Source organism: Thomasclavelia ramosa DSM 1402, assembly GCF_014131695.1.
Taxonomy (GTDB): Bacteria; Bacillota_I; Bacilli_A; order Erysipelotrichales; family Coprobacillaceae; genus Thomasclavelia; species Thomasclavelia ramosa.
This window is the reverse complement of the sequence record NZ_CP036346.1, coordinates 3,085,067-3,112,054: the sequence shown is the minus strand read 5'-3', so window position 1 is coordinate 3,112,054 and position 26,988 is coordinate 3,085,067. Positions and strand designations below refer to the sequence as shown.

Genomic DNA, 26,988 nt, shown 5'->3' with positions numbered 1-26,988 from the left:
AAAACATTTTAACTATTCTTTAAATAATTTAAAATAGAATAAAGGAAGTGAGAATATGTATAACCCTCAATTAGAAACATTTATAAAGGTTGTTGATCGCGGTAGTTTCTCTAAAGCTGCTGAGGACTTATTTATTAGTCCTAGTGCTGTAATTAAACAGATAAATATTCTAGAGACAAATTTGGGTTTAAAACTTCTAAAAAGAACTCATCAAGGGGTATCTTTGACACCAGCAGGAGCATCTTTATACAGGGATGCCAAATATTTAATTAAATATGCAAAGGATTCAATTGTACGAGCACACAAGGCGATGGAAAAAGAAGAAATGGTAATAAGAATTGGAACATCAAATACAACACCAAGTCAATTTCTTATCGATTTATGGCCGCGGATTCATGAATTATGTCCTAATTTAAGAATTCAACTAATTCCATTTGAAAATACTCCGGAAAATGCTCGAGAAATACTAGCTAATTTAGGCGATAATATTGATTTGGTTGCTGGTGTATTTGAAAAGGATAATTTCAAACAGCGGGGCTGTGATTCTCTAGAAATAAAAAAAGAATCAATTTGTCTTGCTTTATCTATTTATGATGAATTAAGTAACAAAGATAAGCTGTCTTTGCAAGATATTCATGGACGTGAATTAATGCTGATTAAAAGAGGCTGGAATAAATATGTTGATGAAATGCGTGATGATTTAATTAAAAATGATCCTACTATTATAATCAAAGAGTTTGAGTTTTTTGATATCTCTGTTTTTAATGAATGCGAAAATAATAAAAGTTTGCTTATGAGTGTCAAGAGCTGGAAAAATATTCATCCTTTAATTAAAACTATTCCAGTTGAATGGGATTATTATATGCCTTATGGTTTATTGTTTTCATTAGAGCCTTCACGGCAAGTTATTGAGTTTGTTAATGCAGTAAAAAGAGTTTTAGATATATAGTATCGATATAACCCTAAGGTTATATCGATACTACTTATTGAGACTTCTATGTTTATAAATAATTATATATTATAAAGATGCAAAAGAAATATAAATATAGGAGAAGATAAAAATGAGAAAAACGAGAATATTAGGTCAAGGATTAGAAGTATCTGCTATTGGGCTTGGATGTATGGGAATGGATCATGCTTATGGGGCTCCTGCTGATCGTGAAGAGATGATTAAATTAATTAGACATGCGGTTACTTTAGGATGCAATTTTTTTGATACAGCTGTTGTATATGGTGAAGCAAATGAAGTTTTATTAGGTAAAGCATTGGAGATTTTCCCTCGAGATGAAGTAATTATTGCTACAAAATTTGGTATTTATGGACAAGAAATCGTTGATGGTAAACCACAAAATATTTTAAATAGTAAGCCGGATTCGATTAGAGAACAATTAGAGGGATCGTTAAAACGACTAGGCGTTGATTATATTGATCTATATTATCAACATCGAGTTGATCCTGAAGTAGAACCAGAAATAGTGGCTAGCGTGATGAAAGAGTTAATAGCTAAAGGAAAAATAAAACATTGGGGTTTATCAAATGCACCATTAGATTATTTAAAAAGAGCACATGCGGTATGTCCAGTAACTTGTATTGAAAATCAGTATTCAATGGTCTTTAGACAGCCTGAAAAGGAAGTGTTTAAAGTTTGTGAGGAGTTAAATGTAGGATTTGTTGCTTATTCTCCACTAGGAAACGGATTTTTATCAGGTAAATATACGCTAGCAACAAAGTATGCTGAAGGTGATTTTAGAAATAATATGGGACGTTTTAATCCTGAAGTAATGAAACGTAATCAGGCCTTATTAGATTTAGTGCAAGAAATTGCTGAACGTAAAAATGCTACTAGCGCACAAATTGTTCTAGCTTGGGAGATTAATCAAAAAGATTGGATTGTTCCTATTCCAGGAACAACCAAAATACATCGTTTGGAAGAAAATTTAGGAGCAATGGAAGTTGAGTTGACTGAACAGGAGATGGCGGCTATTAATCAAGCATTAGACAATCTTGATATTGATGAAACACATTTTTAAGCAGAGAAAAGTACAAAGGAATTTGTACTTTTTAGTGTTATACGTTTAATCCTGAATAATGAATAATATAGAAACTATCACGGTGTATTTAGTTTTGAAAAAGTGTATTATTTGGTATATCGGCGTTATTAGTCTATAATAGAGTTGAAAGAAAGCCGGTGGTAAAATGATGCCCTATATATTGATCTTGGTTATTCTAACACTTTTATGGTTAGGCGCATTTTGGAGGATAAAAAGAAAGCAAAATATAAACTTACTAGCTGGCTTTTTATTTTTCATGTTTTTAAGTACCTTTGCTAGTTTTTTAGTAATGTTAGGAATTAATTATTCAAATAGATTAGTATATTTATTAGTTGGTGTAATTTTTTTATTTGCCTTGTTTGTTTTATTATTTGGAGTCTATATCTTAATTGCATTCTTATTAATAAATAGTGTTATCATTCTTCGAAAAGAGAGGTTCAGTCTTTCGCATATTTTGACTTTGTTGGTAGCGGTAGGGATAATTTTACTGATTACACTATCATCATTTTTAGGTAGGATTAATCCACCATTACCAATTATGGCATTGTGGAGTGGCCTGATCGTAATGATCTTATTTCTTACTTTTCATATTTTCTTATTTATAGAAACTTTGATATTAACAAATCTTTTTCATCCTAGAAAAAATTTAAATTATATCATTGTTTTAGGAAGTGGACTAATTAATGGAAATGTTTCTCCTTTATTAGCAAAGCGTATACAAGCGGCTTTAAAGTTTGCTAAAAAGCAAGAAAAGAAAAAAGGATTTGCACCTTATTTGTTGATGTCCGGAGGACAAGGAAGTGATGAAACGAGAGCCGAAGCTCTAGCAATGAAAGAGTATGCGATTGAACAGGGTTATAGTGAAGAATTAATTATAACGGAAGAAAAGTCTAAAAACACTCTTGAAAACATGCAGTTTTCTAAAGCGGTCATGGAAGAAAAAAGCCATGGTGAAAACTATAAATGCGCTTATGCCAGCAGTAGTTATCATTTAATGAGGGCAGGTATTTATGCCCGCCAAGTTGGTCTGATAATGAGCGGATTAGGTGGTAAGACTGCTTTCTATTATTTAGCCAATGCTGTATTAAGAGAATATATTGCCTATCTAGCAATGAATAAAAAGCTTTATTTGGTTGTTTTAGGGAGTATTTTTATGTTTGGAACTTTAATGTATATTTTGTTTAGTGCATTAATTGGTTAAACAGGGGTCAAAGGAGATTAAAAGGTGAAATATGAATGGATAGACAGTTATTTATTAGCGAAGGCGGGAATTTCTAAAAATCTTCAAACAGAATGGAATTGGATTAGATATGTTATTGACGGTAAGATGTGTGTGGCAGTTTGTCTAGATGAACAAGATAATCCATATTATATAACTTTAAAATTAAGACCAGAAAACGGAATGGATCTTCAAGAACAGCATGAAGATATAATTCCTGGTTACTATATGAATAAAAAACATTGGAATTCAATAAAAGTAAATGGTTCGATTAGCGATCAATTACTAAAGGATATGTTAGATGAGGCTTATGAGTTGGTATTGTCGAGCTTTAGTAAAAAAAGACAGTTAGAGATATTATCTTTATAATCAAAAGGGGAATTTTGATGAAACGATGCATTGGAATGACGGGAATAGTTTGGAAATTTAAAGGAGGATTAAAATGACTATTCTAGAAAAGAAGATTGCTAAAAATATTGATATTATTAAATCTGGAAATATTACAAGATTAAAGAGGGAAGATGATAAAAATCATGAATTTATATATTTTCATGATTTTTTTAGTTGAAATGTATTCTTTTTATAAGCAATAATACCATTTTTCTGTAGTTTACTTAATTCACTAGATAAAGCACTTCTCTCTACTGCTAAGTAGTCAGCTAGTTGTTGACGATTAAAAGGAATTTCAAAAGTTAAAGAATTATTTTTTAGTGCTTGCGAATTTAAATAAGAAAGAATTTTTTCTTGAGTTGTTCGTCTAGTTAAGTGATGAATTTTTTGAGTTAAAAGGACATTTTTGTTTGAGACGATTGAAAGGAGATTTTGAATTATTTTATGATGAAAAGAACATGAGTGTTGGCATGATCTAATAAGATGGGAGATATCTAAGAAAAGAATTGTTGTTATTTCTGTAGCTACGACATTTAAATCAATTTCTTGTTGTAAGGCACAGGCATAAGATTCTAAAAAGAATTCACTGGCTTTAATTTCGCTAATAATTGTTTTATTACCCCAAAAATCAATATGATAAATATGTGCTTGACCGTCAAGAACTAATCCAATTTCATGAATAATATCACCTTGTCTGATAATTGTTTCGTTTTTTTGATATGTTTTTTCATGGCTTTTCAAGCAGTTTAATAGTTTTTCAATTTCAGCAGGATCAATTCCTTTAAATAATGAACATTGTTTTAAAATTTGTAATTTTTTCATAATTTGCTCCTTTTGTTGTAAAAACAACATAAATGTTATAAATACTTTATTATAGTATGGCTGTGGAGTCAAGATTAATACTCTCGATTAATGTGATTATTAAAAATATAGAGATTATAAAGGAGAAATTATGATGGAAAATAAAATGTTTTGTTATCAGTGTCAAGAGACAGTAGGAAATCAGGGATGTAGTCAAGTTGGTGTTTGTGGAAAGACCCCAGAAACAGCAGGGCTGCAAGATTTATTAATTGATGTTACGAAAGGCTTAGCTGAGGTAATTAATGAGGTACGTTGTAAAGGTAAAGAAATCAATAATGTATATGATGATCAAGTGAGTGAAAATCTATTTATTACAATTACTAATGCCAACTTTGATGATCAAATGATTATTGAAGCTGTTAGAAAAACACTTACTTTAAAAAAAGAGCTGCTTTTACAGTTAGATGATCAAGCTGTACTTTCAAACAGAGCTCTTTGGATGGAGATGGAGATAGAAGCAATTGAGAAAAGAATGCAGATGGTTGGAGTTTTAGAAACAGCAGATGAAGATATTAGAAGTTTAAAACAGCTGATTACTTATGGTTTAAAAGGAATGGCAGCATATAATAAACATGCTCATGCATTAGGGTTTCGAAAAGATGAGATTGATCGTTTTATTGAAACTACTTTGGTTAAGATTGAAACTTCAACGATGTCTTTAAATGATTATGTAGCATTAACGATGGAAACTGGAAAATATGGTGTTCAGGTAATGGAATTATTAGATCAAGCTAATACTAGCACTTATGGAAATCCAGAAATAACAGAAGTTAATATTGGAGTTCGAAATAACCCGGGAATTTTAGTTTCTGGTCATGATCTTAAAGATTTAGAAATGCTATTAGAACAGACTAAAGATACGGGAATAGATGTTTATACTCATAGTGAGATGTTACCTGCTCATTATTATCCATTTTTTAAAAAATATCCAAATTTTGTTGGAAACTATGGTAATGCCTGGTGGAAACAAAGAGAAGAGTTTAAGGCTTTTAATGGACCGGTCTTATTAACAACAAATTGTTTAGTACCGCCACTTGCTAGTTATCAAGAACGGGTTTATACAACTGGAGCAGTTGGTTTTGAGGGATGTGTTCATATTGATAAAGATGAACACGGCTATAAGGATTTTTCACAAATCATTGAGCATGCTAAAAAATGCTTAGCTCCTACTCAAATTGAAACTGGTAAGATTGTTGGTGGTTTTGCTCATCATCAAGTACTTGCGTTGGCTGACCAAATCGTAACAGCTGTTAAAAATGGGGATATTAAAAAGTTTGTTGTAATGGCGGGATGTGATGGGCGTCATCCAACCCGTCAATATTATACTGATTTTGCTCAAAGCTTACCGACAGATAGTGTTATCTTAACAGCTGGTTGTGCTAAATATCGTTATAATAAACTAGATTTAGGAACAATCAATGGTATTCCTCGAGTATTAGATGCTGGTCAATGTAATGATTCTTATTCACTAGCGATGATTGCTTTAAAACTTAAAGAGGTATTTGCATTAGAAGATATTAATGAGTTACCGGTTATTTATAATATTGCCTGGTATGAACAAAAGGCTGTAATTGTTTTATTGGCATTGTTATCATTAGGAGTTAAAAATATTCATTTAGGACCAACTTTACCAGCCTTTTTATCACCTAATATTGTTGATTTTCTTGTAGATAATTTTCAAATTTCTGGTATTCAAAGTGTTCAAGAAGATTTAAATTTATTTTTTCCTCAGACAAAAAAAGAAGATAAGTTTCATCGCGATATGCTAGTTGGAAGTATTATTGGTATGGATCCACAAGCAGCACAAATTTTAAGCGATAGTGGAATGGGGTGTCTTGGTTGTCCGGCATCGCAATCTGAAACTTTAGCTGATGCTTGTCTAGTCCATGGTTTAGATGTTGAAGAAATTTTAAAACAATTAAATCAGTAGGAGGAATTTAATGAGTGCGTTTTTAGGGCCAGTACATTATTGGTTATATAGAAAAATTCAATATCAAGAACAATTAAATCAAAAGATTCTTAAAAGAATTTGTCCCCAGCTTAATGAGATTGTTGCTCAGGAATGTGGCACAATTCAAGATGGAAGTCTAGAGGAAATTATTGATCATCAAGCAATTCATCAATGGCTTTCTATGGAATTGATGATAGTAGAAAAACGATTTGCATTTATTGTTGAACATATAGAAAAAAGTGATTTTGAGGAAGTTAGGGAAGTGTTGTTCGAGGCTGGCAAAGAAATTTCAATCAATGAGAACTATCATAACTGCATAGAATTATTCAAAGTAATTAATAATTACCTTATCGATGGAATGCCTTGTGATAAAGGTATTAAAATAATGAGCCAAGAGGAAAATCAAATTATTTATGAATATAATGAAATGGTTCATCAATATTTAGATTTTGAAATATTTCAAAAATATCGCAAAGCTTGGCTTGATGGGGTACTTTCAGATAGCCATATAGTATTTTCAAGACTTAATTATAATACTTATATGTTAAAGATGGAGGAATAAAATGACAAACAATATAATTAAAGATTTAGAAGCTGATCATCAAAAAATATTAGCATTTGTTAATGAATTAGAGCAACGTTTAATAGAATTTATGGAAGCAAATATTTTTGATTATGAACAAATGAAAAGAGATATTTTATTTATTAGAGAGTTTGCTGATAAAGAACATCATCAGCGTGAAGAAAAGATTTTATTTAGATATATGATAGAGTATTTAGGTAAAGTTGCTGAAAATTTGGTTCGACATGGTATGATTGTTGAACATGATCTTGCAAGATTGTATGTTAAACAGTGGGATGAAGCACTTCAACGTTATCATCGCAATCATTTGTTAATTGATAAACTAACAATAATTTCAAATGGACATGCTTATTGTATGTTACTAAGAAGGCATATTGAAAAAGAGGATACAGTAGTTTATCCGTTTGCTAAAAAACATTTATCAGAAGAAATCTTTGCTGAAATGATCAAAGAAAATCAAAATTATTAAGTATAATATAAGTGAAAAGCAGCTATTTTTGTAATAGTTGTTTTTTTATTAAAATTACTTAAATTGAGGAGTGTTGCAAATAGTGATATAATTATGTTCTATAGTTATGATAGGGGGTAGAGTGATGATAAAGAAACATAAGCCATTTATTGCTGCAATTTTAATATTTATGATAATGAGCATTCTATCATTTTTTATCTTGTACGGTGTCATTAATGATAAGGTAGCAGCAGCCAAAGAGAAAATTCATTATTTTACAGAGGCTCAAGTTAGTCAGCTAGATCGGGTCCTGTCTTCGTATATTCAAACTGCTGAAACGTTGAAGCTGCTAATTGTAGATAGTAATGGTAATATTAATGATTTTGATCGAGTTGCACATCAACTATATAATGATGATAATACATTTAGAAGTATTCAATTAGCTCCGCAGGGAGACGTTCAATATGTTTATCCTCTTGAAGGTAATGAAGGAGCTTTTGGAAATATCTTCGAAGATCCAGAACGTGCAACGGAAGCTAAAAAAGCTCGTGATACTGGGGAAACTACCTTGGCTGGACCATTCGAACTCTATCAATCAGGAAAGGGAATTGTTGTTCGACAACCAATTTATTTAGAAGAAAATGGAGAAAATAATTTTTGGGGATTTGCAATTGTTGTTTTAAATGTACCAGAAATTTTTGATTCAGTACATCTAGATTCATTTGAAAATATGGGATATGAATATCAGTTATGGCGTATTGATCCAGATAATAATAAAAAACAGATTATTTTGAAATCCGATCATGAACTATTAGATGACACAATAAATTTAAGTTTTGAAGTTCCAGGAAATACTTGGACTTTGAGTGTTTCACCAATTAACGGATGGGTTCGAAGTAGTGATTTAATGCCAGTTATTATATTAGCTATCTGTTTGTCATTGTTGATACCGTTATTAGTTTATACATTACTAAAAATTAACGAACAGCGCCGAAGAATGATCGATATTTCTAATCGTGATTATCTAACAACGCTTTATAATGGTCGGAAAATGAATTTTGTTTTAAACGACTTAATTGCTCGTCAAACTTCGTTTATTTTTGTTTATTTAGATGTAGATAAATTTAAAGTTGTAAATGACACATATGGTCATTTAGCAGGAGATGTGTTATTAAAAGAAATAGCTTTACGGATCATGAGGTACTTATCACGAGAGGATTATGCTTTTCGAGTAGGTGGTGACGAATTTGTCATCATTATTAAAAATAATTCTTCCACCAAGAAGACCCTCCAAATAATTGCTGAGCAAATAACAGAAAAGATAAATTTAGATGGCTTTGAATATTATCCGGAAGTTAGCATGGGATATGCTGTTTATCCTAATGATGGTAAAAGTTTAGAAGAGGTTATTAAATGTGCTGATAGTCGGATGTATGAAATCAAAAAACATAAGAATATATAATATAAAACACAGTGATTGTTAAATGATATGATTCCTCATAAGTAGTGCCCTATCTACTTGATAGAGAGAATATCAAAAATAGATCACTGTGTTTTTTGTTATAAATTAGAATATTGTTGTGGATCAATCAAACTAGCAGCTGCTTGATCGCAAATAACAGTAAAGTTAGGGTGAAGCTTTAAAATTGTTGCCGGCACATCTTGATTAACAGGCTCATCTAAGAAGCGTTTAAAAATTTCTGCTTTTTCTTTACCATTAACGATCATGACTAGATGTTTGACTCGCATTAGACTTTTAGGACCCATTGTCAAAGTATGAGGTTGTCGAGGACGGTCTCCATAATCTGGATTAACGGCCTGCTTTTTCTTGAAATCAATACAGTAAGTATAACTGTCAAAAGGTGTACAACGAGGACAATTACCACAAAAATGTCCATCATATCCAAGACCAATCACCATTACATCAATTCCTCCAGCATTTCTAATTTTATTATCATAGTCTTGCCAGTCATTTGAAGTCATAATGTGAATACGCTCATCAGGAATATTAGCGGCTTTAAAAAATAATTCTTGCATATCCTTCCAGTTTGGTCCATAAGGTTCATCAATATATGGGTTTTCATCAAAAAGATAATACTCAATATCTTTAAATTTAGCCTGATTTTTTACATAAGGAATCATCATGTCATACATCGTTTTAGGAGAACGACCGGAAGTAAGTGAAATATTGACACGTTTATCTTGCATCATGGCACCTAATAGAATAAACATTGCACTTTCACTCATTTTTTGTTCATTTTCTTCAATTATTAGTTTCATTTTAGTAAGCTCCTTTTCAATTTTTGATTAAAATGATGTAAATAAAAAAATGTAATATATAATTTAAGTATACTGTATTTTTTTAGATACATAAGTTTATCGGTTGTAAATGATCAAGAAAAGTTAACTATATATAAATCAAGTAATTTTTGATAATTAGCTAAAATATTTTTTAGTTCTTTGAAAAGTGAATTTTGGTTACGCTGAAAACTACTACTGCATGCAGCTTTTTAAAAATATTAAGTTCAGTATTTTTAAATGAGCAGTTTTTATCAAACTATATGTTTTCAGACAATAATTTATAGATTACTCTTGTAAGTTTTCGTACTGAGTGGTCCTGGGCACATCTGTGGAATTTACCTTACAGTCGTTTTAGTTTATAATATTTATTGAAAGTGAGATTGTACTTGCAGACTGGCAGAATGTATTGATATAGCTTTTTCTTAATAGCGCGAACCACGTTTTGACTGTGCTGTTCGAGAAATTGACTGATAAGTACCGGGGTCTATACCTACAAATTCTATGACTTTGACAGTAGAGCTGAAGTTATGGATATCGCTAGTCTCATCTAAATTTGTCAACATCGATATCAGTGTAAAATATGGAAAACACATCCTCTCTTTATATAAGGTAATGAAATGTGATCAAACCACAAACAGAGTATCAAAGACCTGATGCGAAATACAAGTTCAAAAACTTATCTAACTGATTACAATTAAGATACAAAGATGTGGTATTAACCTTTTCCAGGTAGTCGGGCTACAGAAGGCAAAAACAAAAGTACCTATTCACAATTCGATTCTAAATGAAATCTAATGAAAGGAAGAGGTGTATACAATTGACGGTTAAATAAGTTAATTACAATATACCAGAAGTCAAAATATGAAAACATTATATATGATGCGTCATGGACAAACGTTATTTAATCAAAAAAGGTTAATGCAGGGGTGGTGTGATTCACCTTTGACAGAACTGGGAAAAAGACAAGCAAGATGTGTAAAAGAGTATTTGGAGAATAATGAGATTGTTTTTGATGGTGCTTATGCATCATCTTCAGAAAGAGCTTGTGATACTCTAGAAATTGTAACTAGCCTCCCATATCAGCGGCTTAAAGGTTTAAAAGAATGGAATTTTGGTATTTATGAAGGAGAAAGCGATGATCTTGATCCCCCTTTTCCATTTGGCAATTTCTTTAAGAAATTTGGTGGTGAAAGTGAAAATGAAGTAAGTGAACGTGTTTCAACAACTGTTTTAGAACTTATGAAAAATACTGATCAAGAAACAGTGTTAATAGTCTCACACGGTCTTTCTTGCTATTGTTTTGCGAAAAGATGGGAACAAAATCAGCAAGTATCGCTACCTAATGATATGCCCAATTGTGTTGTTTTAAAGTATCAATTTAATGATGAGCAGTTTTCATTAGTTGAAGTCATTGATGTAACTAGTGAATTAAAGTAAAAAAGTCTAGATATAGAAATTAATCTATATTTAGACTTTTTAATCACCAAATGAGATACCTAGTAACTTAGCGTCTTTAACTTTTGCTCCTACAGCATCAACATATTTTAGTTTACCAGCACTTTCAACTAAGGGAATAGCAGTAACTCCATTATTTTTTAAGATAACTAATTTGCCATAATCTCCGCCCATAACTAAACGGGCTCCAGCTACCCCAAATTGAGTTGAGATCATTCGATCGTATGGACATGGCTGTCCTCCGCGCTGGGCATGACCAATACATGACACACGAATTTCGCTATCAATATATTTTTCTAATTCTGCTGCAATCTCGTAAACAACTGATTGACCATTGCGGGCTTTAACTTTAGCTTTATACTCTTTTTTTGATAGTGTTGCTTCTTCTTTGGATAAAGCGCCTTCCGCACAAGCGATAATACTGAATTTTTTCCCATTTTTTTCTCTAGTTTTAATAGCCTTAGCTACTTCTTTAATATCGTAAGGAATTTCTGGTAACAAAATTACATCAGCGCCTGAAGCAATTCCTGCTGACAAACAAATATGGCCAACTTTATGTCCCATTACTTCAATTACAAAAACACGGTTGTGGCTGGCAGCGGTAGTATGAATTTGATCAAGGTATGTGGTTGCAATATCAATTGCAGACTGATAGCCAAAAGTATAATCAGTTCCCCATGTATCATTATCGATTGTTTTAGGTAGCGCTATAACATTCAATCCTTCTTGAGAGAGCATGTTAGCTGATTTTATAGAACCATTTCCGCCTAGCACAACAAGACAATCTAATTTTAATTTTGCATATGTGTTTTTCATTGCAGCTACTTTGTCAAAGTCATCTTCAATTACTCGCATTTTTTTAAAAGGACAACGTGATGTTCCTAAAATTGTCCCACCAATATTAATTATTCCAGAAAAATCCTTGGGCTTCATAATTTTATAATCTTCATACATTAACCCTTTATAGCCTTGAAGAAAGCCAATAATTTCTATATCGTTTACATTTCGATATAAAGTTTTTGCTAGACCACGCATTGTTACATTTAGTGCTTGGCAATCACCACCACTTGTTAAAATACCTACCCGCATATAATCACTCCTTTATTATTATTTATATTGCCAATTATTTGAAAAAATATTCCTGACTATTCAATTCTGGCTCTTTATTTTTTACTCGTTTGTAAGTACCATCTTCTAATAAGCGGCATGCTTTAACATTATCTTTCAACATTGTATTAAACATTGTAATAATTCGTTTTCTTAATTTTTCATCTAAAATTGGGGCAGCGACTTCAACACGACGTGATAAATTTCTTGTCATTAAATCAGCAGAAGAAATGTATACTTTTTGAGCACTGCCTTTACCAAAGATGTAAATACGTGAATGTTCCAAGTACCTACCAACAATAGAAATTATTCTAATATTATCAGTTAATCCCTCAACACCAGGTAAAATACAACATATACCACGAACAATCATATCAATTTTAACCCCTGCCTGGCTTGCTTCGATTAGCTTATCGATCATTTCTTTACTAGTGACGGAATTGCATTTAAATCCAATATAAGCTTCTTTACCCGCTTTGGCTAAAGCAATTTGATTATCAATATGTTCAAATATTTTTGTAATCATACAGTTAGGAGCAACCATTAAAAGATTAACTTCATTTTCTGTTTCGCCAAGACATAGATGATTAAAAATGCTGTTGATTTCTTCCCCAATTTCGTAGTTAGATGTCATTAGTGATAAATCAGTATAAAGCTTTGATGTATTTTCATTATAGTTTCCTGTTCCCACCTGGCTAATATAATGAACACCCTGATTATTTTTATAAGTTATTAAACATAATTTTGAGTGAACTTTAAGTCCATCTAAACCATAGATAACACGGCATCCAGATTCTTCAAGTCGTTTTGACCAGTCAATGTTATTTTCTTCATCAAAACGTGCTCGTAATTCAACTAAAACAACAACTTCTTTACCGTTTTCAGCAGCTTCAATCAATGATTTAATAATCTTAGATTTCTTTGCAACACGATATAAAGTCATTTTAATACTGGCAACATTTGTATCTCGACTAGCCTCATCTAATAAACGGAGAAATGGTGACATCGACTCATATGGATATGATAATAAAATATCCTTTTTTAAAATTTGTTTGATCATTGGAACAGTATTTTCAACTAAAGGACTGTTTTTAGCTTCTAATTTTTTATAGAACATTTCTGGGTGAATGTAGCGTAAATGATCACGTAACTCACTAGTGAATTTCAAATCTAATGGAGCATTGCACTCGAAAACCTGATGTTTTTTGAGGTTCAAGAAGTTCATTAACATCAAGATTTCTAACTCTTCTAAGCCTGGTGATACTTCCAAACGAATAGGACATAATTTTCTACGTTGTTTAATTAATGTTTCCATCATTTCTCGATAGTCTTCATGACCTTCTAAAGAGTGATCATCTTCATCAATATCAGCACTTCTTGTAACTCTGATGAAACCTTTATTTTTTATTGTATATTTAGAGAAGATATTAGAAATAAAATGCAGGATGATATCTTCAATCAAAATAAACTTCCCTTGCATACTAGGAATCGCAATCATTCGTTCATCCATAGCATTTGCACAAGAAACGATTCCCATCTTTCTTTTTCCCTTCTTTGATTCTAACTGAACAACAACATAAACTTCACGGTTATTTAAAAAAGGGAATGGTTGACGTTTTGAAATAACCTGGGGAGAGATTAATGGAAGAATTTCTCGTTCAAAATAACTTTCAAAATATTTACGATCTTCTTTGTTCTTTAAATCACGGTATTTTACGATTCCCCATCCATGAGTTTTTAATTCATCCATAATACTTTGATAAATACGATCTTTCTTTTTATTTAAATAAGTAATTCTTCGTAAACATGCCTTTAGCTGTTCTTCACCAGTCATTCCAGTTTTATTGTCTTTAGAACTAGGATAGAATAGCATTTGATCATATAATGATCCAATTCTAACCATAAAAAATTCATCAAGATTTGATTGAAAAATAGAAATAAAACTTAACTTTTCACCTAAAGGGACTTTATTATCTTTAGCCTGCATTAATACTCGATCATTAAATTTAAGCCAAGATAATTCACGATTTTCTTTACATTTATTCATTGAAATGGCGCCTCCTATTTTGTTTCTAAAAATAACATAATATTTATTAAAAAAATTATCAAGTAAAGTCGGATTACTTACAAAACTCTTACGCAAATTTAACGTTTCTTTAATATTAGTATAGCACTTTTGATTTTAGTATTCATCAAAACCATAAATATGTAAAATGATTTAAATCATTCAAAAGAAAAAGGTGTTGTCAAAACACCTAAAAATATTACGATTCTATTTAGATTTATTATTTAGTAATTGCTGATAGATCATTTCATCGTCCTCTTTGAAAACGTTAAAAATAACTTTTTCAATCTGACTTCCTTTAAGAAATGTGGATACTGTATTGACTGCAATTTGAGCTGCTTCTTTTTTAGGAAAGTTAAATACTCCTGTAGAGATACAACAAAAAGCAATACTTTTTAATCCATAAACCTCAGCTTTTTTTAAACAATTACGATAACATTCAGCTAATAAAAAGCGCTTTTCATCTGTTAGTACATTATGAACGATAGGACCAACTGTATGGACGATATAACGACAAGGAAGATTATAAGCATTAGTTATTTTTGCTTTTCCGGTGGGCTCAAGATAACGCTGTTTAGACATGATTTGGTGACATTCATTTCTTAATTGAACTCCTGCAAAGGTATGGATAGCATTGTCGATACAATTATGTCCAGGGATAAAGCATCCTTCCATTTGATTATTGGCAGCATTTACAATGGCATCAACTTTTAGTTGGGTGATATCACCACGCCAGATATTCATTGATTTTTTGAAATTGCTTGAGTCAATGATTCCTTTTCGTTTAATTTCATTTTTTAACATTTTGTTTTGAATCATAATGAATTTGTCAGTAGCTGTTTTTGCTTCACGAATATTTACTAATGAGCGATAAAGGGAAAATAGTTGTGCTTGTTCTGTAGGAAGTTCAATTTCAAGTTTATTTTCTTGAATTAAATAGTTAATTAAAAATTGTAATCGGGTTATTTGATTCATAGCAATTTCTCCAAAGACGATAAGACATTATGAATGTTATCGTTGATCATGATAGTCTGTTTTTTTAATTCCGAAGGTAAATCAATAATATCTTGATTGATGCAGGCATAAATAGCTTTAGGATTCTCTATAGTTAATTGCCAAAATGGATATTTGATAATTCCAGGGGTATTATAGCCAACTCCTAATTCTAAATAAACGATTTTGGAATAATGATATTTATTTAAAAAGTGATAATAACGTTCTTGGGCATGATACCAGCCGGAATCTTGAACAAATGTTTTATCACAGCGAAGATTCATTGTCATTGGAGCATTACATATTGGACAGTACGGAATTAGTGAACTGGGAATTTTCAAATCATGCTGTTGTTTGATCATTGTAACAACTGTCTCGTAATTATCATAAGTTTTTTGATGGCATGGTTTTGAACATTGCCAAAGTCCGTAATCTCCTTGAGTATAAAATAATTTTTCTTTAATAAAACCAGCTATTTGAAACTGATGATCAACATTTGTTGTAATGACGAAATAATCTTTATTAATGAGTAGGTTTAATAATTTTTTATAAGTATCTTTAGGGGCTTCCAAATAGCGGTTATAATAAATATGACGACTCCAATAAGCCCAGTATTTCTCTAAACTAGGATAGGGGTAAAAGCCTGCCGAATACATATCTTGTAAATGATATTTTGTAATGAAATCATTAAAATATTTTTTAAAACGGTTCCCTGAGTATGACAGACCAGCGGCGCTAGAAAGTCCAGCTCCAGCTCCAATTAAGATTGCATCACATTTTTTGATTGCTTGACTCAATTTTAAAATATCAAGTGATTCTCTTTGAAACATTATAACACTCCCTTCTCATCGTTATTATCCTTCAATGGTTGCTATTTGTGAAGTACGCACATAAAAGTGGCTTAGTTTCTTTTATGTAACTAACTTGACTTTCATAAGTATAGTTTATAAAATATACTTAGTTACTATAAGAAACTATAAGGAGTACACATATGAAAGAATTTCCAAAATGTCCAGTTGAAACTACATTATTATTAATAAGTGATAAATGGAAGGTTTTGATTATTAGGGATCTGCTACCAGGGAAAAAAAGATTTGGTGAGTTAAAAAAATCAATCGGAACGATTTCTCAAAAAGTATTAACTTCAAACCTTCGGGCAATGGAGGAGAGTGGATTGATTAGTCGTAAAGTTTATCCCGAAGTTCCTCCTAAAGTCGAATATTCGCTAACTGAGTTAGGTTATAGTTTAAAACCAATCTTGGATGCTATGTATAGCTGGGGTGAAGATTTTAAGAAAAATCATCAATCAATATAATAATGGATAGAGTCTCAGTATTAATATTTTTTGGATGGCTGAATGATCTTAAAGGGGGTTCAGTAAAAAATAGAAATTGATAAAAATACGACTCATAAAGATATAAAGTGTCAAATTTCTAGTTTCTTAACAAGTATAATAGTGCATGATATAACTTATGACTAGAGAGTTAGAGGGGAAAATTATGGATAATGAAGATTTAGTAAGAGAATATAGCAATAATCTTACAACATATGAACAATTTACAAATTTGATGGAAACATATATATGTAATTTGTTGAATCGTGAACAAATATCGTTTCATTCAATCACTAGTAGAACAAAGAGTATTGAGAGTTTATCTAAAAAGATAGAGTTAAAAAACAAGTATCAAAAATTAGATGAAATAACAGATTTATCAGGTATTAGGGTAATTACATATTATACGGATACTGTTGATCAAATATCGAAATTAATTGAAAATGAGTTTATTATTGATCGTGATAATTCTATTGATAAAAGAAAGAGTCTGGATCCAAAACGTTTTGGGTATCGTTCGTTGCATTATGTGGTTCAAATTGATCCTAAGTATGTTAAAGCACAGGAATATCTTAAGTATCATAATTTAAAATTAGAAATTCAAATTAGCTCAATTCTGCAATACACATGGGCTGAGATTGAACATGATTTAGGTTATAAATCTCAAGAAGAGATTCCCTATGATATTAAAAGGAGTTTTTCACGGTTAGCTGGATTGTTAGAATTGGCAGATGAGGAATTTTTAAGAATTAAAAATGAGATCTTTGCATATCAAAATCATTTGCTGCTTTCTTATTTAAGTGCTGATATTGATAAAGAATCATTAGCTGTATTTAAAGTCAAAAGTCCTGAATATAATGAATTGACAGAATTTTTAATTAAAGAAATGAAAGCTAAGAAGGTTAGTCAGGGTAATTTTGAGAATATCATTAGGATGTTTGAGTATTTGAATATAAGTAAACTTCAGGAGGTAGATCAAAAATTAAAGCAATATCAACAGCTGATAATGGAACACATTGATGTTCTTTATCGTGATGCAACAAGGACTAAAACAAATATAATTTCTGGTGATATGCCATTGTTATGTTTATGCTATTTTATTTTAGTAGTAGAGAAAGGTGAAGTGGAGTTTGAGAAGTTCACAGAACAGTTTATTTCTAGTGTTAATTTTAAAAATCGATTAATAGAATTAAAAAGAATATTGAAAGATTATAAATTAGAAGCTGCTGATTAAATTAACAGCTATTTAAACTAGAGTTAGCTCTAGTTTTTTTATAATGTTTAAAGTATTTATAATAATGGATATAAATGTAATTGTGATCAGTCTTACGAGTTTGCTAGGGGCTTTCTATAAGTTATTTAGAACTTACAAGATATTATAATGATAACGCTTGCTTTTTCTGAGGAAAAAGATGTTTATAATAATATTTATGGTATAATTATGATGTTAGTATTATTAATTGTTTCGTTTATATTGGGCTATAGTTTAGGATTTGAGGAGGAATAATAAAATGAAAAACTGGTGGCAAAAGAGTGTTGTGTATGAAATATATGTGCGGAGTTTTAAAGATACCAATCATGATGGGATCGGTGATATTAATGGGATTACTGAGCAGTTAGATTATTTAGCAACATTGGGAGTTGATGTGTTGTGGATCACGCCAATTTATGAATCGCCAAATGATGATAATGGATATGATATCTCAGACTACTATGAGATAATGCAATGTTTTGGAAATATGACTGATTTTGAGAATCTTTTAACGCAAGCTCATAAGCGAAATATTAAGATAGTTATGGATCTTGTTGTTAATCATACCTCTGATGAACATAGATGGTTTATCGAAAGTAAGAAAAGTAAAGATAATCCATATCGTGATTATTATATTTGGAAAGATGGTAAAGAAGATGGCAGTGTACCAAATAATTGGACAAGTTGTTTTCTAGGTTCAGCTTGGCAGTATGATGAGACAACGAAACAGTATTATTTACATTTATTTTCTAAAAAACAACCGGATTTAAATTGGGATAATACTGATGTTAGAAATGAAATTCAAAAAATGATTGCCTGGTGGCTTGATAAAGGAATTGATGGATTTAGAATGGATGTCATTAATTTGATTTCTAAAGATCAAGATAATATTTATCAAGATAGTCCAATAAAGGGGCATAGTGTCAGTGCTAATGGACCTCGTGTCCATGAATATATTCGTGAGTTAACAGATAACGTTTTTTCAAAATATGATGTGATGACTGTTGGAGAAGCTCCAGCAGTGACAACAAAAGAAGCTATTCAATATGCAAGTAATGATGGAAAAGAAATGAGTATGGTTTTCCAATTTGAATTAATGGATGTTGATGGTGGTGAAAAACAAAAATGGAGTGATGAAAGATTTAAATTAACGGATGTAAAAGCAATTTTAAGAAAATGGCAAATTGATATGCATGGACGAGCATGGAATTCGTTATTTTGGAATAATCATGATCAACCACGAGTAGTTAGTCGTTTTGGAGATACAAGTTCTAAAGAAACTTGGGAAAAATCAGCAAAAATGCTTGCTACTGCCCAATATTTTTTACAAGGGACTCCTTATATTTATCAAGGTGAAGAACTTGGAATGACTAATGTTGAGTTTAAGAATATTGGTGAGCTTAGAGATATTGAAAGTATAAATTCTTATCATCAGTATGTTGAAGTGGAAAAAATGTTTACCCCTGAAGAGATGCTTCGATTTATTAATAAATCAAGTCGTGATCATGCACGTACTCCAATGCAATGGAATGATCTAGAAAATGCAGGATTCTCTGATGCTGAACCATGGATCAAAGTTAATCAAAATTATAAATGGCTTAATGCACAAGCACAAATAACTGATGAAAACTCAATTTTTAATTACTATAAAAAAATGATCTCAATTTTAAAGGAAAATGAAGTTGTTCAGTTTGGTGATTATCAAGAATATTATGAGGATAGTAATGAAGTCTATGTTTATAAACGGGAGTATGACGGAAAAAAATTATTTGTCTTATCTAATTTTACAGCTAAAGAGGTTACCTATGATAAAACTTTATTTGAAGCTGAAGCAAAGGTGTTACTAGGAAATTATAATGATTTGATAAGAGGGAAATTACGGGCTTATGAAGCGGTTGTACTAGTTGTTTAAAGTTAGTATTAGGGATGATCTTGAATGATCAGGAGGTAAGAAAATGCCTAAAAAATATTTTAAGATTGGTTGCACTGTAATTATAGTAACTTTAATAGGATTATTTTTAAAAAATAATGCTCCGGCTAATAATTATAAAAATCCCGATACTTTGAATATACAAGATAAACAAAGTATGATGATGGCAGATAAGGCTGTTGAAAAAATAGCTAGGGGAACATCCGGGAAGTTTGAAACTTTATATTTAGGGGCTGATGGTCAATTTCAATGGAATATTTTAAATCCGGAAGAAACTAGCTTTTTTGATGAAGATGGAAAAGCTATTAAATCCATTTTATTAATTTCAACAAAGCTTCAAACCTCAACACCATTTGATCAGGAAAGTAATCGCTATGAAACTAGTGCTTTACGACAAGCAGAGATTGCGTTAGCATCTCAAACTTTATCACCAAAAGAAGCGGAAGTAATATTTAATACTACTCAACCAGGTGGTGACGTTGTTACTGTTACTAGTTATTCATTTATAGAATCACAGTTATTTGGTGATAAATTTTTTGCCCCAACAGCAAAAATAATGAATTCAAATAGTTGTGGACTTGAAGATCGTCATTATCGTCAGGAGGGGAATTATTACTGGTTGTCAGCAGCTGCTAAAGATGATCCTAAATTAGCGGGATATATCTCTAAATGTGGAGTTTTTGCACAATTAGATATTACTGTCGAGCATCTTAGTGCAAGAGCTACTGCTAATCTTGATCCTCATGCAGTTTTATTTTTTGCTGCAGCCCAAGGTGGTAAAGTCAGTGGAGTAGTCGGGAGCAAAGCAATGCAGGACGTGGAACATCAAGAATTACTTAGTGATTATCGTTTAACATTAAAAGATGCTTCACAAACCTTAGTTGTGAGCGATCAGGTTAAAGAAAATAATAAAATAAGTTTTAATTATAGTGCCCAAGGCGATGGGGATTTACTCAGTGCAGTTATAATTGATAAAACACAAAATGAGATTGTATCTTATGGTCAGTTAGCTGATATTAGTGTTACTAAAATGGGTGTTGCTTTAATTGAGTTGCCAAAAAAATATGATCATGATAACTATCAGATAAAAGTGTTTAGTGAGCAATATAACGGGGACTACAAAACGGATTATGCCAGTGAATTAGTTGATTTGAAGATTGAATAAAATAAAAAGAGCTGGATTTAACTGTACCGACCTCCTAACCGTTAGAATTTGATATGTATCTAAAATTCAGGGCACATATCATTTTTGATCTAACTTTCTGAGGTCACATCAAACGATTTGTTAAATCTAGTTCTTTTTTATTAAATACTTTTGCTGCGTTCATTGGCTTTATGAACTTTACAAGGATTGCCATAAGCAATTGTATCAGCAGGGATATCTTTTGTAACAACACTACCTGCTCCAATTACGGTATTATCACCAATTGTAACTCCCGGTAGAATAATTGTTCCCCCGCCAATCCAAACATTTTTACCAATAATAACTGGGGCTGTTTGTGTTTTACAAAAATTGAATGTTTCATTTTCACTGATAGTAAAACGATCAAGATAATGAGTAGGATGATAAGCGGTATATATTTGTACATTTGGAGCAATTAAAACATTATCACCAATAATAATTTTATTATCATCGAGAAATGTACAATTCATATTAACTTCGCAGTTATTCCCAAAATATATATTACAGCCATAATCAACATGAAAAGGTGGGGTAATCCATAATTGGTTTCCAACTTTACCTAATAATTCATTAAGAAGCTCACTTTTTCTTTTAGTATCGCTAGAATTGGTTAGATTATAATCTCGGGCTAGATCTTTGGCTCGATGCCATAGAGCAAGTAATTCGGCATCGCCACAATCATATAATTCCCCAGCTAACATTTTTTCTTTTTCAGTCATTTAAGATAATAACTTTAATAGATCAAGTGGCTGCTCAAACACGTGATCTGGTTTATCAATACCTTTAGCGGAAACACTTCCCCATTTTGCATAACCAAAGTCGATACCAGCGTTTTTAGATGCGAGATAATCAGAATGAGCATCACCGATATAAATAACATCTTCAGGTTGCAAAGATAATCGCTTTAAACATTCTAATAACGGTTCGGGATCGGGTTTATGCTTGACTGTATCGTTAGCTAAAACAGCAGTTTTCATATATTTATCTAAACCTTTTGCAACAAAATCAATTTGATACTGTGCTGTTGTTTTTGCTGAAGCAACTGCTTGAATGATGCTTCCGTCAAATGCTTCAAAAATTTCTTCAAACCCTGGGTATAAAGAAGCGCTTTCTTCATATTCATTGACATATTTAACCCATCTAGCGTAAGTCTTTTCTTTATCAGCTACTTGTAACTCTTCCATTACTTTCATACCTGGATAGGGTAAAAATTTTAAGACTTGTTCAAATGTCCAATCTTCACCGGTTTCTTCTTTAATAATCTTAATCAAGGGATACATATTCATATTTATTGTATTTAATACTGTTCCGTCAAGGTCATAAATAATTGCTTTATATTTTTTCATTACTTTCCTCCACTAATTGTTTTAATATTTTTTCAATTCCTAAATAATTTAACCCATGGAATAAGTTATCTAAATATTGTTTATAAACTTTAATATCATAAATAAATTGTGAGTGTAGATAAGTATAAATAGTTTCATTAATTAAATGCCAATCCAAGTCCCAATCAAGTTCAAGAGAAAGGTCAACATGCTCAGGGTCTAAAGACGTTAAAACAATTATTAATAGATAAGCAATAATGTTTTGAAAGTCTTTTGGCTTGTTACATGTCCTAACTGCTTGATTTAAGGAAATATCGTGATAAGGAATAAGTCCTATTTCACCAGCAATTCCATATTTGCCATGAACTAATTGTCCATTATACATATATGAACTACCAATTCCCTTTTTGTTTAGGTGCAAATAAATTGAACTATTTTTATGATGATGATAACAAGTACCTAATTGCATCGCTTTGACATCGTTTTCAACTAGAATAGGAATATTGATACTCTTTTCTAACTCTGTGATCCAAGTGTGGGTTTCAAAGTGGTTATTGTGGTCGGTTAAATATTCATTATCTCTAACGATTCCTTCAACTGCAATAACGATACATTGACAATTGAATTTGGTGAGAAGCACTTTAATTAGAGTAATTAATTGTTGTTCATCCTCAAATTCCAGAATATCGGTTGTTAGTATTTTTTTGTAAGAATGAATTTGATAAGTTATTTTAGGGTTTTGAATATAGAGACAGATTATATTAAAATGCTTTTCAACTAATGCAAAGCGGGTTGGGCAACGTCCACCGGTTGAATGATCGTTACCTGTTTCTTTAACAATATCGTGTTGTTGCAAAAGGCGAATCATATTTCTTACACTAGGCTGTGATAATTGAGTATCATTGCTCAATTCGCTCATTGTGGCACTGTCTCTACTAAATAATGATTGTAATAATAGATGTAAGTGATGTTTTTTTACATCTTTAAGAATTTTTTTGTTCATGTGTGCCTCCTACTTTTATTATACTTTAATAAAAGTTATTTACAAGCTAATAATAAAAAATAAATATATTTTTAAAAATGGAAAGATTTTATCTGCTGGTTTATATTTTATGGAAATTTATGCTAGAATTAAAGATAATAAGTTAAACTATTAATAATATGGGGAGAAAAAAATGAAAGGATTTAAACGAAATAATCAATTATTATCTTTGTGCGGTTTGAACTGTGGTTTGTGTCCGATGCATATTGATGGTTACTGTCCAGGATGTGGTGGTGGAGCAGGAAATCAAAGTTGTAGGATTGCTCGTTGTAGTTTGGAACATGATAATCTCACATATTGTTATGAATGTTCATCATATCCTTGTGATAAATACATGAAATTTGCTAAATATGATTCATTTATTACACATCAACATTATCATCAAGATTTAATGAAAGCTAAAGATGGTGGTATAGACACATATAATCAAGAGCAGCTTGAAAAGATAGATATTTTAAAAATATTTTTAGAAAAATATAATGATGGACGAAAAAAGAGTTTTTATTGTCTTGCTGTAAATCTTTTAGAGTTAGAAGAACTTAAAAGTCTAATTAAACAGATAGAAACTAATTCAAAGCTGTCAGCTCTAACAAAAAAAGAGCAAGCTAAATATGTATTTGATTTATTTCAAGATTTAGCCAAACAACATAGCTTAATCTTGAAATTAAATAAGAAGAGTAAAAAATAATTTACCCGTAAGATTAGCAAGAGTAACTAATTTACGGGTATTTTTATTGTACAATTGAAGCATCATATTGAATTGTTTGTAATAAAGCTTTACAAGTATTAATAAATTCATCCTTATTCATGCCTTTAACAATTGCTTCACTAGCTAGTAACTCTAGCTCATCAAGTAATTTTTCTTGATGTTCATGAGAATTATCAATCGTTGGTTGAACTTTAGCACCATGACGGCGATCAATACAAATATAGCCTTCTTGTTTTAGCAGCCCATAAGCTTTATTAACGGTCATATTATTTACTTGAAGATCTTGAGCTAAAGTCCTAACGGTTGGTAATGACTCGCCGTATTTAAATTGACCATTAGCAATACCTTTAACAATTTCATTACGTAGTTGCAAATAAATTGGAATTTCACTTGTATAGTCTAGATTAATAATCATTGGCTAAGCACCTCCTGAATTTCTTGATAGATGAGTTTAGTATTTTGAATATCATCATCATTAACGATATAGGTTATATCATCAGTATACAAAATTATATAGCAAGGATGCAAACTTGCCATGTATACTTTACACTTACCATAACGGTCAAAAGTATAATTTCCCTTACCATAAACAAAAGTATCGGTTCCATTAGTTCTAATTCCTTTACCTAAATCATCGGCTAGTTCTGCTTTATTAACTTTTTGAAGATCAATTGAAACATCGTAGAAAGGACTATCAACAACTACTGCTTGATCGGTTAAAGAAAGATTGACAAGATTATTAGTTATATCTAAATAATACGGATATCCAAATAACCATAGCAATAAAGCAATAACAAATGTCCAAATACCAATAATAAAAATTCGATAAGCCGGTTTTGCAGTATTAAATGTCATCTGTGTTCCATTTGGCGCTGAAATAAGTGTACGTGGATCAGCTTTATTATAATACGTTGGACCAAACCAACCGATTTTCCAGCAATCATCATTACTGATGGTATATTCACATTCGTTGTAATGAGCGAGAATCTTTGCCTTTTTCTCTCGATAATGGTTAGCTTTAATGACAATGATAATTACACAAAGAATCATTATTAAGGCAACTAAAAAGAGTATTACAAAAGGTAGCTTTTCAAGTAAGAAAAATTGTAAAGCTAAGTTAAAAATACTATCACCAGTGATTAAAAAGAAAAAACAATGATGAAAAGAATCACGACGTAGTAAATTCAATGTTATATTTACTTCACTGTTTTTACAGAATGTTTTATTTGGTAATTTTTTAATAAAGACAATTCCAAGTACTAAGACCATAAATTGTAATACCATGTAAAGATACATGGCATTTTCAGCGTGGAAATAAATCATATTTCCTAATACAGATAGATCAATTATTAAAACGAAGAAGTAACGTCTTAAATTAAAAGGGTGTTTTTCCATATAGGCTGATAATGATAAATCAATTTTAATTTTCTCTATTTTTTCATCTGGCCAATTGCGCAATTTTTTTAAAGCTAATAATTTAGCACGTGCTTTTCTATACGGAACATAATAGACGGAAACGTTAAACCATATCACAATCATAAAATAAAGTAATAGCCATTTAGTTGAAAAAATAAATAAAGGAATAAATGTTATAAATGAGATAATAAATACCCATAAATGTTCTTTTTTAAACTGTTTCTCAATTTCTTTAATTTCAACAGATTCATAAGTCCAATCAGGGATTGTAACTAAAAATAAGCGTCCTTCATTATAACGACTCTCTCGTTTAGAAGAAAAGTACATTACTACATTAATAAAAACTAAACATAAAATTAAAATCCACATATTACTCACCTCTTATATTTGTATTATATAACATAATACAAATAATACAAAATAAAATAATAAAATATTATAACATATTTTGCTGAAAATGATTCGCAACAAAAAGCAGAATCGATTCGATTCTGCCAGGTTGATAATTATTCAGCTGTTTCTAAACCTTGTTTTTTAGCAGCTTTATTAGAAGCTGATACAAGTGGTGCATAAACTAAGAGTCCAATTATGGTTATAACGATCTGTGAGGGCGTACCCCGTATATCACCAGTAGATAGATAACCAGAAAGTAAGGGGGGAGTTACCCATGGGATAACAATATAAGTATGTCCTACTAAGCCAACTGCAGTTGCAAAATATGCTATTAAAGTTGAAACAAATAGAAACAATACAGAAAGGAACAGTATAAATAGGGTTGAAAACGACAGGAAGTCCAAACATAATTGGTTCACTGATATTGAAGATACTTGAGACCTCACCCAAACGGGCAATCACTTTTTCTTGAAAAGATAAATACGGTAACAACTAAGATTAATAAAATCATTAAGAAAAATGAAACTTTTGTAAGTCAGTATAATGATGATTTTAAAGATGCGGTTCGTTTCAGTGTTATTGATTATGGCGCAACAGTAGGAACAGCTAAAGAGATGGAAACAAAATTTTCTGAAACAATTAGGGTTGCAAGTCAAGGTTATAAGTTAGAGGCTTATATGCATGGACCATATTTGGAAGTCAATCCAGAACATCGAATTTTCTTTATCGAAACGCCAAGTCCAAGATTATCTAAAGCAAAACTATTAAAAGCCTATGAATCACAGTATACGGAGCACGTGTTTGCTATTACGAAAGCACAATCAATAAGACCTTAGCATTAGATATTGCTTTAGATGAGTATCAGGCTGCATATTTACTAATTATTCTTTTCCAAGTAATGACATGGTGTATTGCTAAAAGTAAAGAAATTGATTTGACGAAATGGATTTATACAGATTTTTCTCAAGCGGTCAAGAGTAA

Annotated in this window: 28 protein-coding genes; 16 read left to right on the top strand and 12 right to left on the bottom strand. The window is 31.1% G+C overall.

Features of this window, described 5'->3' with window-relative positions; all coding sequences use genetic code 11:
• Window positions 1-55 precede the first annotated feature (55 nt).
• The 5 genes from EYR00_RS14855 (at window position 56) to EYR00_RS15950 (ending at window position 3,838) form a co-directional block, all read left to right on the top strand.
• Window positions 56-949, top strand: coding sequence for a LysR family transcriptional regulator (locus EYR00_RS14855; RefSeq protein WP_003539324.1), 894 nt, complete (start codon window positions 56-58; stop codon window positions 947-949).
• Window positions 950-1,061: 112 nt separating this feature from the next.
• Window positions 1,062-2,030: an aldo/keto reductase gene (locus tag EYR00_RS14850; RefSeq protein WP_003539325.1), complete on the top strand. Its 969-nt coding sequence runs from the start codon at window positions 1,062-1,064 to the stop codon at window positions 2,028-2,030.
• Window positions 2,031-2,196: 166 nt separating this feature from the next.
• Window positions 2,197-3,252: a YdcF family protein gene (locus EYR00_RS14845; RefSeq protein ID WP_003539326.1), complete on the top strand. Its 1,056-nt coding sequence runs from the start codon at window positions 2,197-2,199 to the stop codon at window positions 3,250-3,252.
• A 24-nt stretch (window positions 3,253-3,276) separates the two neighbouring features.
• The gene (locus tag EYR00_RS14840; RefSeq protein ID WP_003539327.1) at window positions 3,277-3,639 is read left to right on the top strand and encodes an MmcQ/YjbR family DNA-binding protein; all 363 of its coding nucleotides are present in this window, start codon (window positions 3,277-3,279) and stop codon (window positions 3,637-3,639) included.
• 73 nt (window positions 3,640-3,712) lie between these two features.
• The gene (locus EYR00_RS15950) at window positions 3,713-3,838 is read left to right on the top strand and encodes a hypothetical protein (protein WP_003539328.1); all 126 of its coding nucleotides are present in this window, start codon (window positions 3,713-3,715) and stop codon (window positions 3,836-3,838) included.
• Here EYR00_RS15950 and EYR00_RS14835 read toward each other — a convergent pair.
• Window positions 3,820-4,482 carry a Crp/Fnr family transcriptional regulator gene (locus EYR00_RS14835; protein WP_008792629.1) on the bottom strand — a complete coding sequence of 221 codons (663 nt, stop codon included), beginning with the start codon at window positions 4,480-4,482 and terminating at the stop codon, window positions 3,820-3,822. The two genes, EYR00_RS15950 and EYR00_RS14835, sit on opposite strands and share 19 nt — an antisense overlap.
• A gap of 130 nt (window positions 4,483-4,612) precedes the next feature.
• On the opposite strand from EYR00_RS14835, the gene hcp reads away from it, so the two are divergent.
• The 4 genes from hcp to EYR00_RS14815 all read left to right on the top strand — a co-directional run bounded on the left by hcp (window position 4,613) and on the right by EYR00_RS14815 (window position 8,965).
• Window positions 4,613-6,451, top strand: a complete 1,839-nt coding sequence (hcp, locus tag EYR00_RS14830; protein WP_003539332.1) for a hydroxylamine reductase — start codon at window positions 4,613-4,615, stop codon at window positions 6,449-6,451.
• Window positions 6,452-6,461: 10 nt separating this feature from the next.
• On the top strand, window positions 6,462-7,034 hold the full coding sequence (locus tag EYR00_RS14825) for a hypothetical protein (RefSeq protein WP_003539334.1): 573 nt from the start codon (window positions 6,462-6,464) through the stop codon (window positions 7,032-7,034).
• Window position 7,035: 1 nt separating this feature from the next.
• A complete protein-coding gene (locus tag EYR00_RS14820; RefSeq protein WP_003539336.1) occupies window positions 7,036-7,524 on the top strand; it encodes a hemerythrin domain-containing protein in 489 nt (162 codons plus the stop codon).
• Between the two features lie 124 nt (window positions 7,525-7,648).
• Window positions 7,649-8,965, top strand: coding sequence for a sensor domain-containing diguanylate cyclase (locus EYR00_RS14815; protein ID WP_009300381.1), 1,317 nt, complete (start codon window positions 7,649-7,651; stop codon window positions 8,963-8,965).
• A gap of 98 nt (window positions 8,966-9,063) precedes the next feature.
• Here EYR00_RS14815 and EYR00_RS14810 read toward each other — a convergent pair whose 3' ends face one another.
• Entirely contained in the window at window positions 9,064-9,783 is a 720-nt protein-coding gene (locus tag EYR00_RS14810) for a glucosamine-6-phosphate deaminase (protein WP_003539339.1), read from the bottom strand.
• A gap of 882 nt (window positions 9,784-10,665) precedes the next feature.
• Here EYR00_RS14810 and EYR00_RS14805 point away from each other — a divergent pair.
• A complete protein-coding gene (locus EYR00_RS14805) occupies window positions 10,666-11,241 on the top strand; it encodes a histidine phosphatase family protein (protein WP_003539341.1) in 576 nt (191 codons plus the stop codon).
• Between the two features lie 39 nt (window positions 11,242-11,280).
• On the opposite strand, the gene EYR00_RS14800 is transcribed toward EYR00_RS14805, so the two are convergent.
• The 4 genes from EYR00_RS14800 to EYR00_RS14785 form a co-directional block, all read right to left on the bottom strand.
• Entirely contained in the window at window positions 11,281-12,348 is a 1,068-nt protein-coding gene (locus EYR00_RS14800) for a 6-phosphofructokinase (protein WP_003539342.1), read from the bottom strand.
• Window positions 12,349-12,382: 34 nt separating this feature from the next.
• Window positions 12,383-14,413 (bottom strand): polyphosphate kinase 1, encoded by a 2,031-nt coding sequence (gene ppk1, locus EYR00_RS14795; RefSeq protein WP_008792634.1) that lies wholly within the window; start codon window positions 14,411-14,413, stop codon window positions 12,383-12,385.
• Between the two features lie 225 nt (window positions 14,414-14,638).
• Window positions 14,639-15,406 (bottom strand): protein-ADP-ribose hydrolase, encoded by a 768-nt coding sequence (locus EYR00_RS14790; protein ID WP_003539352.1) that lies wholly within the window; start codon window positions 15,404-15,406, stop codon window positions 14,639-14,641.
• Window positions 15,403-16,254 carry an SIR2 family NAD-dependent protein deacylase gene (locus EYR00_RS14785; protein WP_003539353.1) on the bottom strand — a complete coding sequence of 284 codons (852 nt, stop codon included), beginning with the start codon at window positions 16,252-16,254 and terminating at the stop codon, window positions 15,403-15,405. The genes EYR00_RS14790 and EYR00_RS14785 overlap by 4 nt, the downstream gene beginning before the upstream one ends.
• 161 nt (window positions 16,255-16,415) lie before the next feature.
• Between EYR00_RS14785 and EYR00_RS14780 the strand changes: the two genes are divergently transcribed.
• The 4 genes from EYR00_RS14780 to EYR00_RS14765 all read left to right on the top strand — a co-directional run bounded on the left by EYR00_RS14780 (window position 16,416) and on the right by EYR00_RS14765 (window position 21,104).
• Window positions 16,416-16,739, top strand: a complete 324-nt coding sequence (locus tag EYR00_RS14780; RefSeq protein ID WP_003539364.1) for a winged helix-turn-helix transcriptional regulator — start codon at window positions 16,416-16,418, stop codon at window positions 16,737-16,739.
• A 184-nt stretch (window positions 16,740-16,923) separates the two neighbouring features.
• The gene (locus tag EYR00_RS14775) at window positions 16,924-17,991 is read left to right on the top strand and encodes a GTP pyrophosphokinase (protein ID WP_008792637.1); all 1,068 of its coding nucleotides are present in this window, start codon (window positions 16,924-16,926) and stop codon (window positions 17,989-17,991) included.
• Window positions 17,992-18,268: 277 nt separating this feature from the next.
• Window positions 18,269-19,921 (top strand): glycoside hydrolase family 13 protein, encoded by a 1,653-nt coding sequence (locus tag EYR00_RS14770; protein WP_003539376.1) that lies wholly within the window; start codon window positions 18,269-18,271, stop codon window positions 19,919-19,921.
• A gap of 43 nt (window positions 19,922-19,964) precedes the next feature.
• Window positions 19,965-21,104 (top strand): hypothetical protein, encoded by a 1,140-nt coding sequence (locus tag EYR00_RS14765; protein WP_003539378.1) that lies wholly within the window; start codon window positions 19,965-19,967, stop codon window positions 21,102-21,104.
• Window positions 21,105-21,244: 140 nt separating this feature from the next.
• On the opposite strand, the gene EYR00_RS14760 is transcribed toward EYR00_RS14765, so the two are convergent.
• The 3 genes from EYR00_RS14760 to EYR00_RS14750 are packed head-to-tail and all read right to left on the bottom strand — an operon-like array spanning window position 21,245 to window position 23,450.
• Entirely contained in the window at window positions 21,245-21,841 is a 597-nt protein-coding gene (locus tag EYR00_RS14760; protein ID WP_003539380.1) for a sugar O-acetyltransferase, read from the bottom strand.
• Window positions 21,842-22,468: an HAD family hydrolase gene (locus tag EYR00_RS14755; protein ID WP_003539382.1), complete on the bottom strand. Its 627-nt coding sequence runs from the start codon at window positions 22,466-22,468 to the stop codon at window positions 21,842-21,844. It abuts the gene before it with no gap.
• Complete coding sequence (locus EYR00_RS14750) at window positions 22,455-23,450, bottom strand: ROK family protein (protein WP_003539384.1); 996 nt, start codon at window positions 23,448-23,450, stop codon at window positions 22,455-22,457. Before EYR00_RS14750 ends, EYR00_RS14755 begins: the two co-directional genes overlap by 14 nt.
• Window positions 23,451-23,622: 172 nt before the next feature.
• On the opposite strand from EYR00_RS14750, the gene EYR00_RS14745 reads away from it, so the two are divergent.
• Complete coding sequence (locus tag EYR00_RS14745; RefSeq protein ID WP_003539387.1) at window positions 23,623-24,177, top strand: DUF3795 domain-containing protein; 555 nt, start codon at window positions 23,623-23,625, stop codon at window positions 24,175-24,177.
• 43 nt (window positions 24,178-24,220) lie between these two features.
• On the opposite strand, the gene EYR00_RS14740 is transcribed toward EYR00_RS14745, so the two are convergent.
• The 3 genes from EYR00_RS14740 to EYR00_RS16150 all read right to left on the bottom strand — a co-directional run bounded on the left by EYR00_RS14740 (window position 24,221) and on the right by EYR00_RS16150 (window position 26,469).
• Window positions 24,221-24,613 carry a GntR family transcriptional regulator gene (locus tag EYR00_RS14740; protein WP_003539388.1) on the bottom strand — a complete coding sequence of 131 codons (393 nt, stop codon included), beginning with the start codon at window positions 24,611-24,613 and terminating at the stop codon, window positions 24,221-24,223.
• Entirely contained in the window at window positions 24,610-25,983 is a 1,374-nt protein-coding gene (locus tag EYR00_RS14735) for a PH domain-containing protein (protein ID WP_003539389.1), read from the bottom strand. Before EYR00_RS14735 ends, EYR00_RS14740 begins: the two co-directional genes overlap by 4 nt.
• A gap of 255 nt (window positions 25,984-26,238) precedes the next feature.
• Window positions 26,239-26,469: a hypothetical protein gene (locus EYR00_RS16150; protein WP_224209039.1), complete on the bottom strand. Its 231-nt coding sequence runs from the start codon at window positions 26,467-26,469 to the stop codon at window positions 26,239-26,241.
• Here EYR00_RS16150 and EYR00_RS14725 point away from each other — a divergent pair.
• Window positions 26,442-26,843: a phosphoheptose isomerase family protein gene (locus EYR00_RS14725; protein ID WP_003539391.1), complete on the top strand. Its 402-nt coding sequence runs from the start codon at window positions 26,442-26,444 to the stop codon at window positions 26,841-26,843. The two genes, EYR00_RS16150 and EYR00_RS14725, sit on opposite strands and share 28 nt — an antisense overlap.
• Window positions 26,844-26,988 lie beyond the last annotated feature (145 nt).

Bases quoted from the DNA above. Each gene is read 5' to 3' on its own strand.
- EYR00_RS14765 (WP_003539378.1), top strand. From the start codon at position 19,965: ATGCCTAAAAAATATTTTAAGATTGGTTGCACTGTAATTATAGTAACT.
- EYR00_RS14785 (WP_003539353.1), bottom strand. From the start codon at position 16,254: ATGTTTCAAAGAGAATCACTTGATATTTTAAAATTGAGTCAAGCAATC.
- EYR00_RS14815 (WP_009300381.1), top strand. From the start codon at position 7,649: ATGATAAAGAAACATAAGCCATTTATTGCTGCAATTTTAATATTTATG.
- EYR00_RS14760 (WP_003539380.1), bottom strand. From the start codon at position 21,841: ATGACTGAAAAAGAAAAAATGTTAGCTGGGGAATTATATGATTGTGGC.
- EYR00_RS14855 (WP_003539324.1), top strand. From the start codon at position 56: ATGTATAACCCTCAATTAGAAACATTTATAAAGGTTGTTGATCGCGGT.
- ppk1 (WP_008792634.1), bottom strand. From the start codon at position 14,413: ATGAATAAATGTAAAGAAAATCGTGAATTATCTTGGCTTAAATTTAAT.
- EYR00_RS14845 (WP_003539326.1), top strand. From the start codon at position 2,197: ATGATGCCCTATATATTGATCTTGGTTATTCTAACACTTTTATGGTTA.
- EYR00_RS14800 (WP_003539342.1), bottom strand. From the start codon at position 12,348: ATGCGGGTAGGTATTTTAACAAGTGGTGGTGATTGCCAAGCACTAAAT.
- EYR00_RS14790 (WP_003539352.1), bottom strand. From the start codon at position 15,406: ATGAATCAAATAACCCGATTACAATTTTTAATTAACTATTTAATTCAA.
- EYR00_RS14805 (WP_003539341.1), top strand. From the start codon at position 10,666: ATGAAAACATTATATATGATGCGTCATGGACAAACGTTATTTAATCAA.
- EYR00_RS14775 (WP_008792637.1), top strand. From the start codon at position 16,924: ATGGATAATGAAGATTTAGTAAGAGAATATAGCAATAATCTTACAACA.
- EYR00_RS14770 (WP_003539376.1), top strand. From the start codon at position 18,269: ATGAAAAACTGGTGGCAAAAGAGTGTTGTGTATGAAATATATGTGCGG.
- EYR00_RS14850 (WP_003539325.1), top strand. From the start codon at position 1,062: ATGAGAAAAACGAGAATATTAGGTCAAGGATTAGAAGTATCTGCTATT.
- EYR00_RS14820 (WP_003539336.1), top strand. From the start codon at position 7,036: ATGACAAACAATATAATTAAAGATTTAGAAGCTGATCATCAAAAAATA.
- hcp (WP_003539332.1), top strand. From the start codon at position 4,613: ATGATGGAAAATAAAATGTTTTGTTATCAGTGTCAAGAGACAGTAGGA.
- EYR00_RS14750 (WP_003539384.1), bottom strand. From the start codon at position 23,450: ATGAACAAAAAAATTCTTAAAGATGTAAAAAAACATCACTTACATCTA.
- EYR00_RS14740 (WP_003539388.1), bottom strand. From the start codon at position 24,613: ATGATTATTAATCTAGACTATACAAGTGAAATTCCAATTTATTTGCAA.
- EYR00_RS14825 (WP_003539334.1), top strand. From the start codon at position 6,462: ATGAGTGCGTTTTTAGGGCCAGTACATTATTGGTTATATAGAAAAATT.
- EYR00_RS14755 (WP_003539382.1), bottom strand. From the start codon at position 22,468: ATGAAAAAATATAAAGCAATTATTTATGACCTTGACGGAACAGTATTA.
- EYR00_RS14835 (WP_008792629.1), bottom strand. From the start codon at position 4,482: ATGAAAAAATTACAAATTTTAAAACAATGTTCATTATTTAAAGGAATT.
- EYR00_RS14735 (WP_003539389.1), bottom strand. From the start codon at position 25,983: ATGTGGATTTTAATTTTATGTTTAGTTTTTATTAATGTAGTAATGTAC.
- EYR00_RS15950 (WP_003539328.1), top strand. From the start codon at position 3,713: ATGACTATTCTAGAAAAGAAGATTGCTAAAAATATTGATATTATTAAA.
- EYR00_RS14745 (WP_003539387.1), top strand. From the start codon at position 23,623: ATGAAAGGATTTAAACGAAATAATCAATTATTATCTTTGTGCGGTTTG.
- EYR00_RS14810 (WP_003539339.1), bottom strand. From the start codon at position 9,783: ATGAAACTAATAATTGAAGAAAATGAACAAAAAATGAGTGAAAGTGCA.
- EYR00_RS14780 (WP_003539364.1), top strand. From the start codon at position 16,416: ATGAAAGAATTTCCAAAATGTCCAGTTGAAACTACATTATTATTAATA.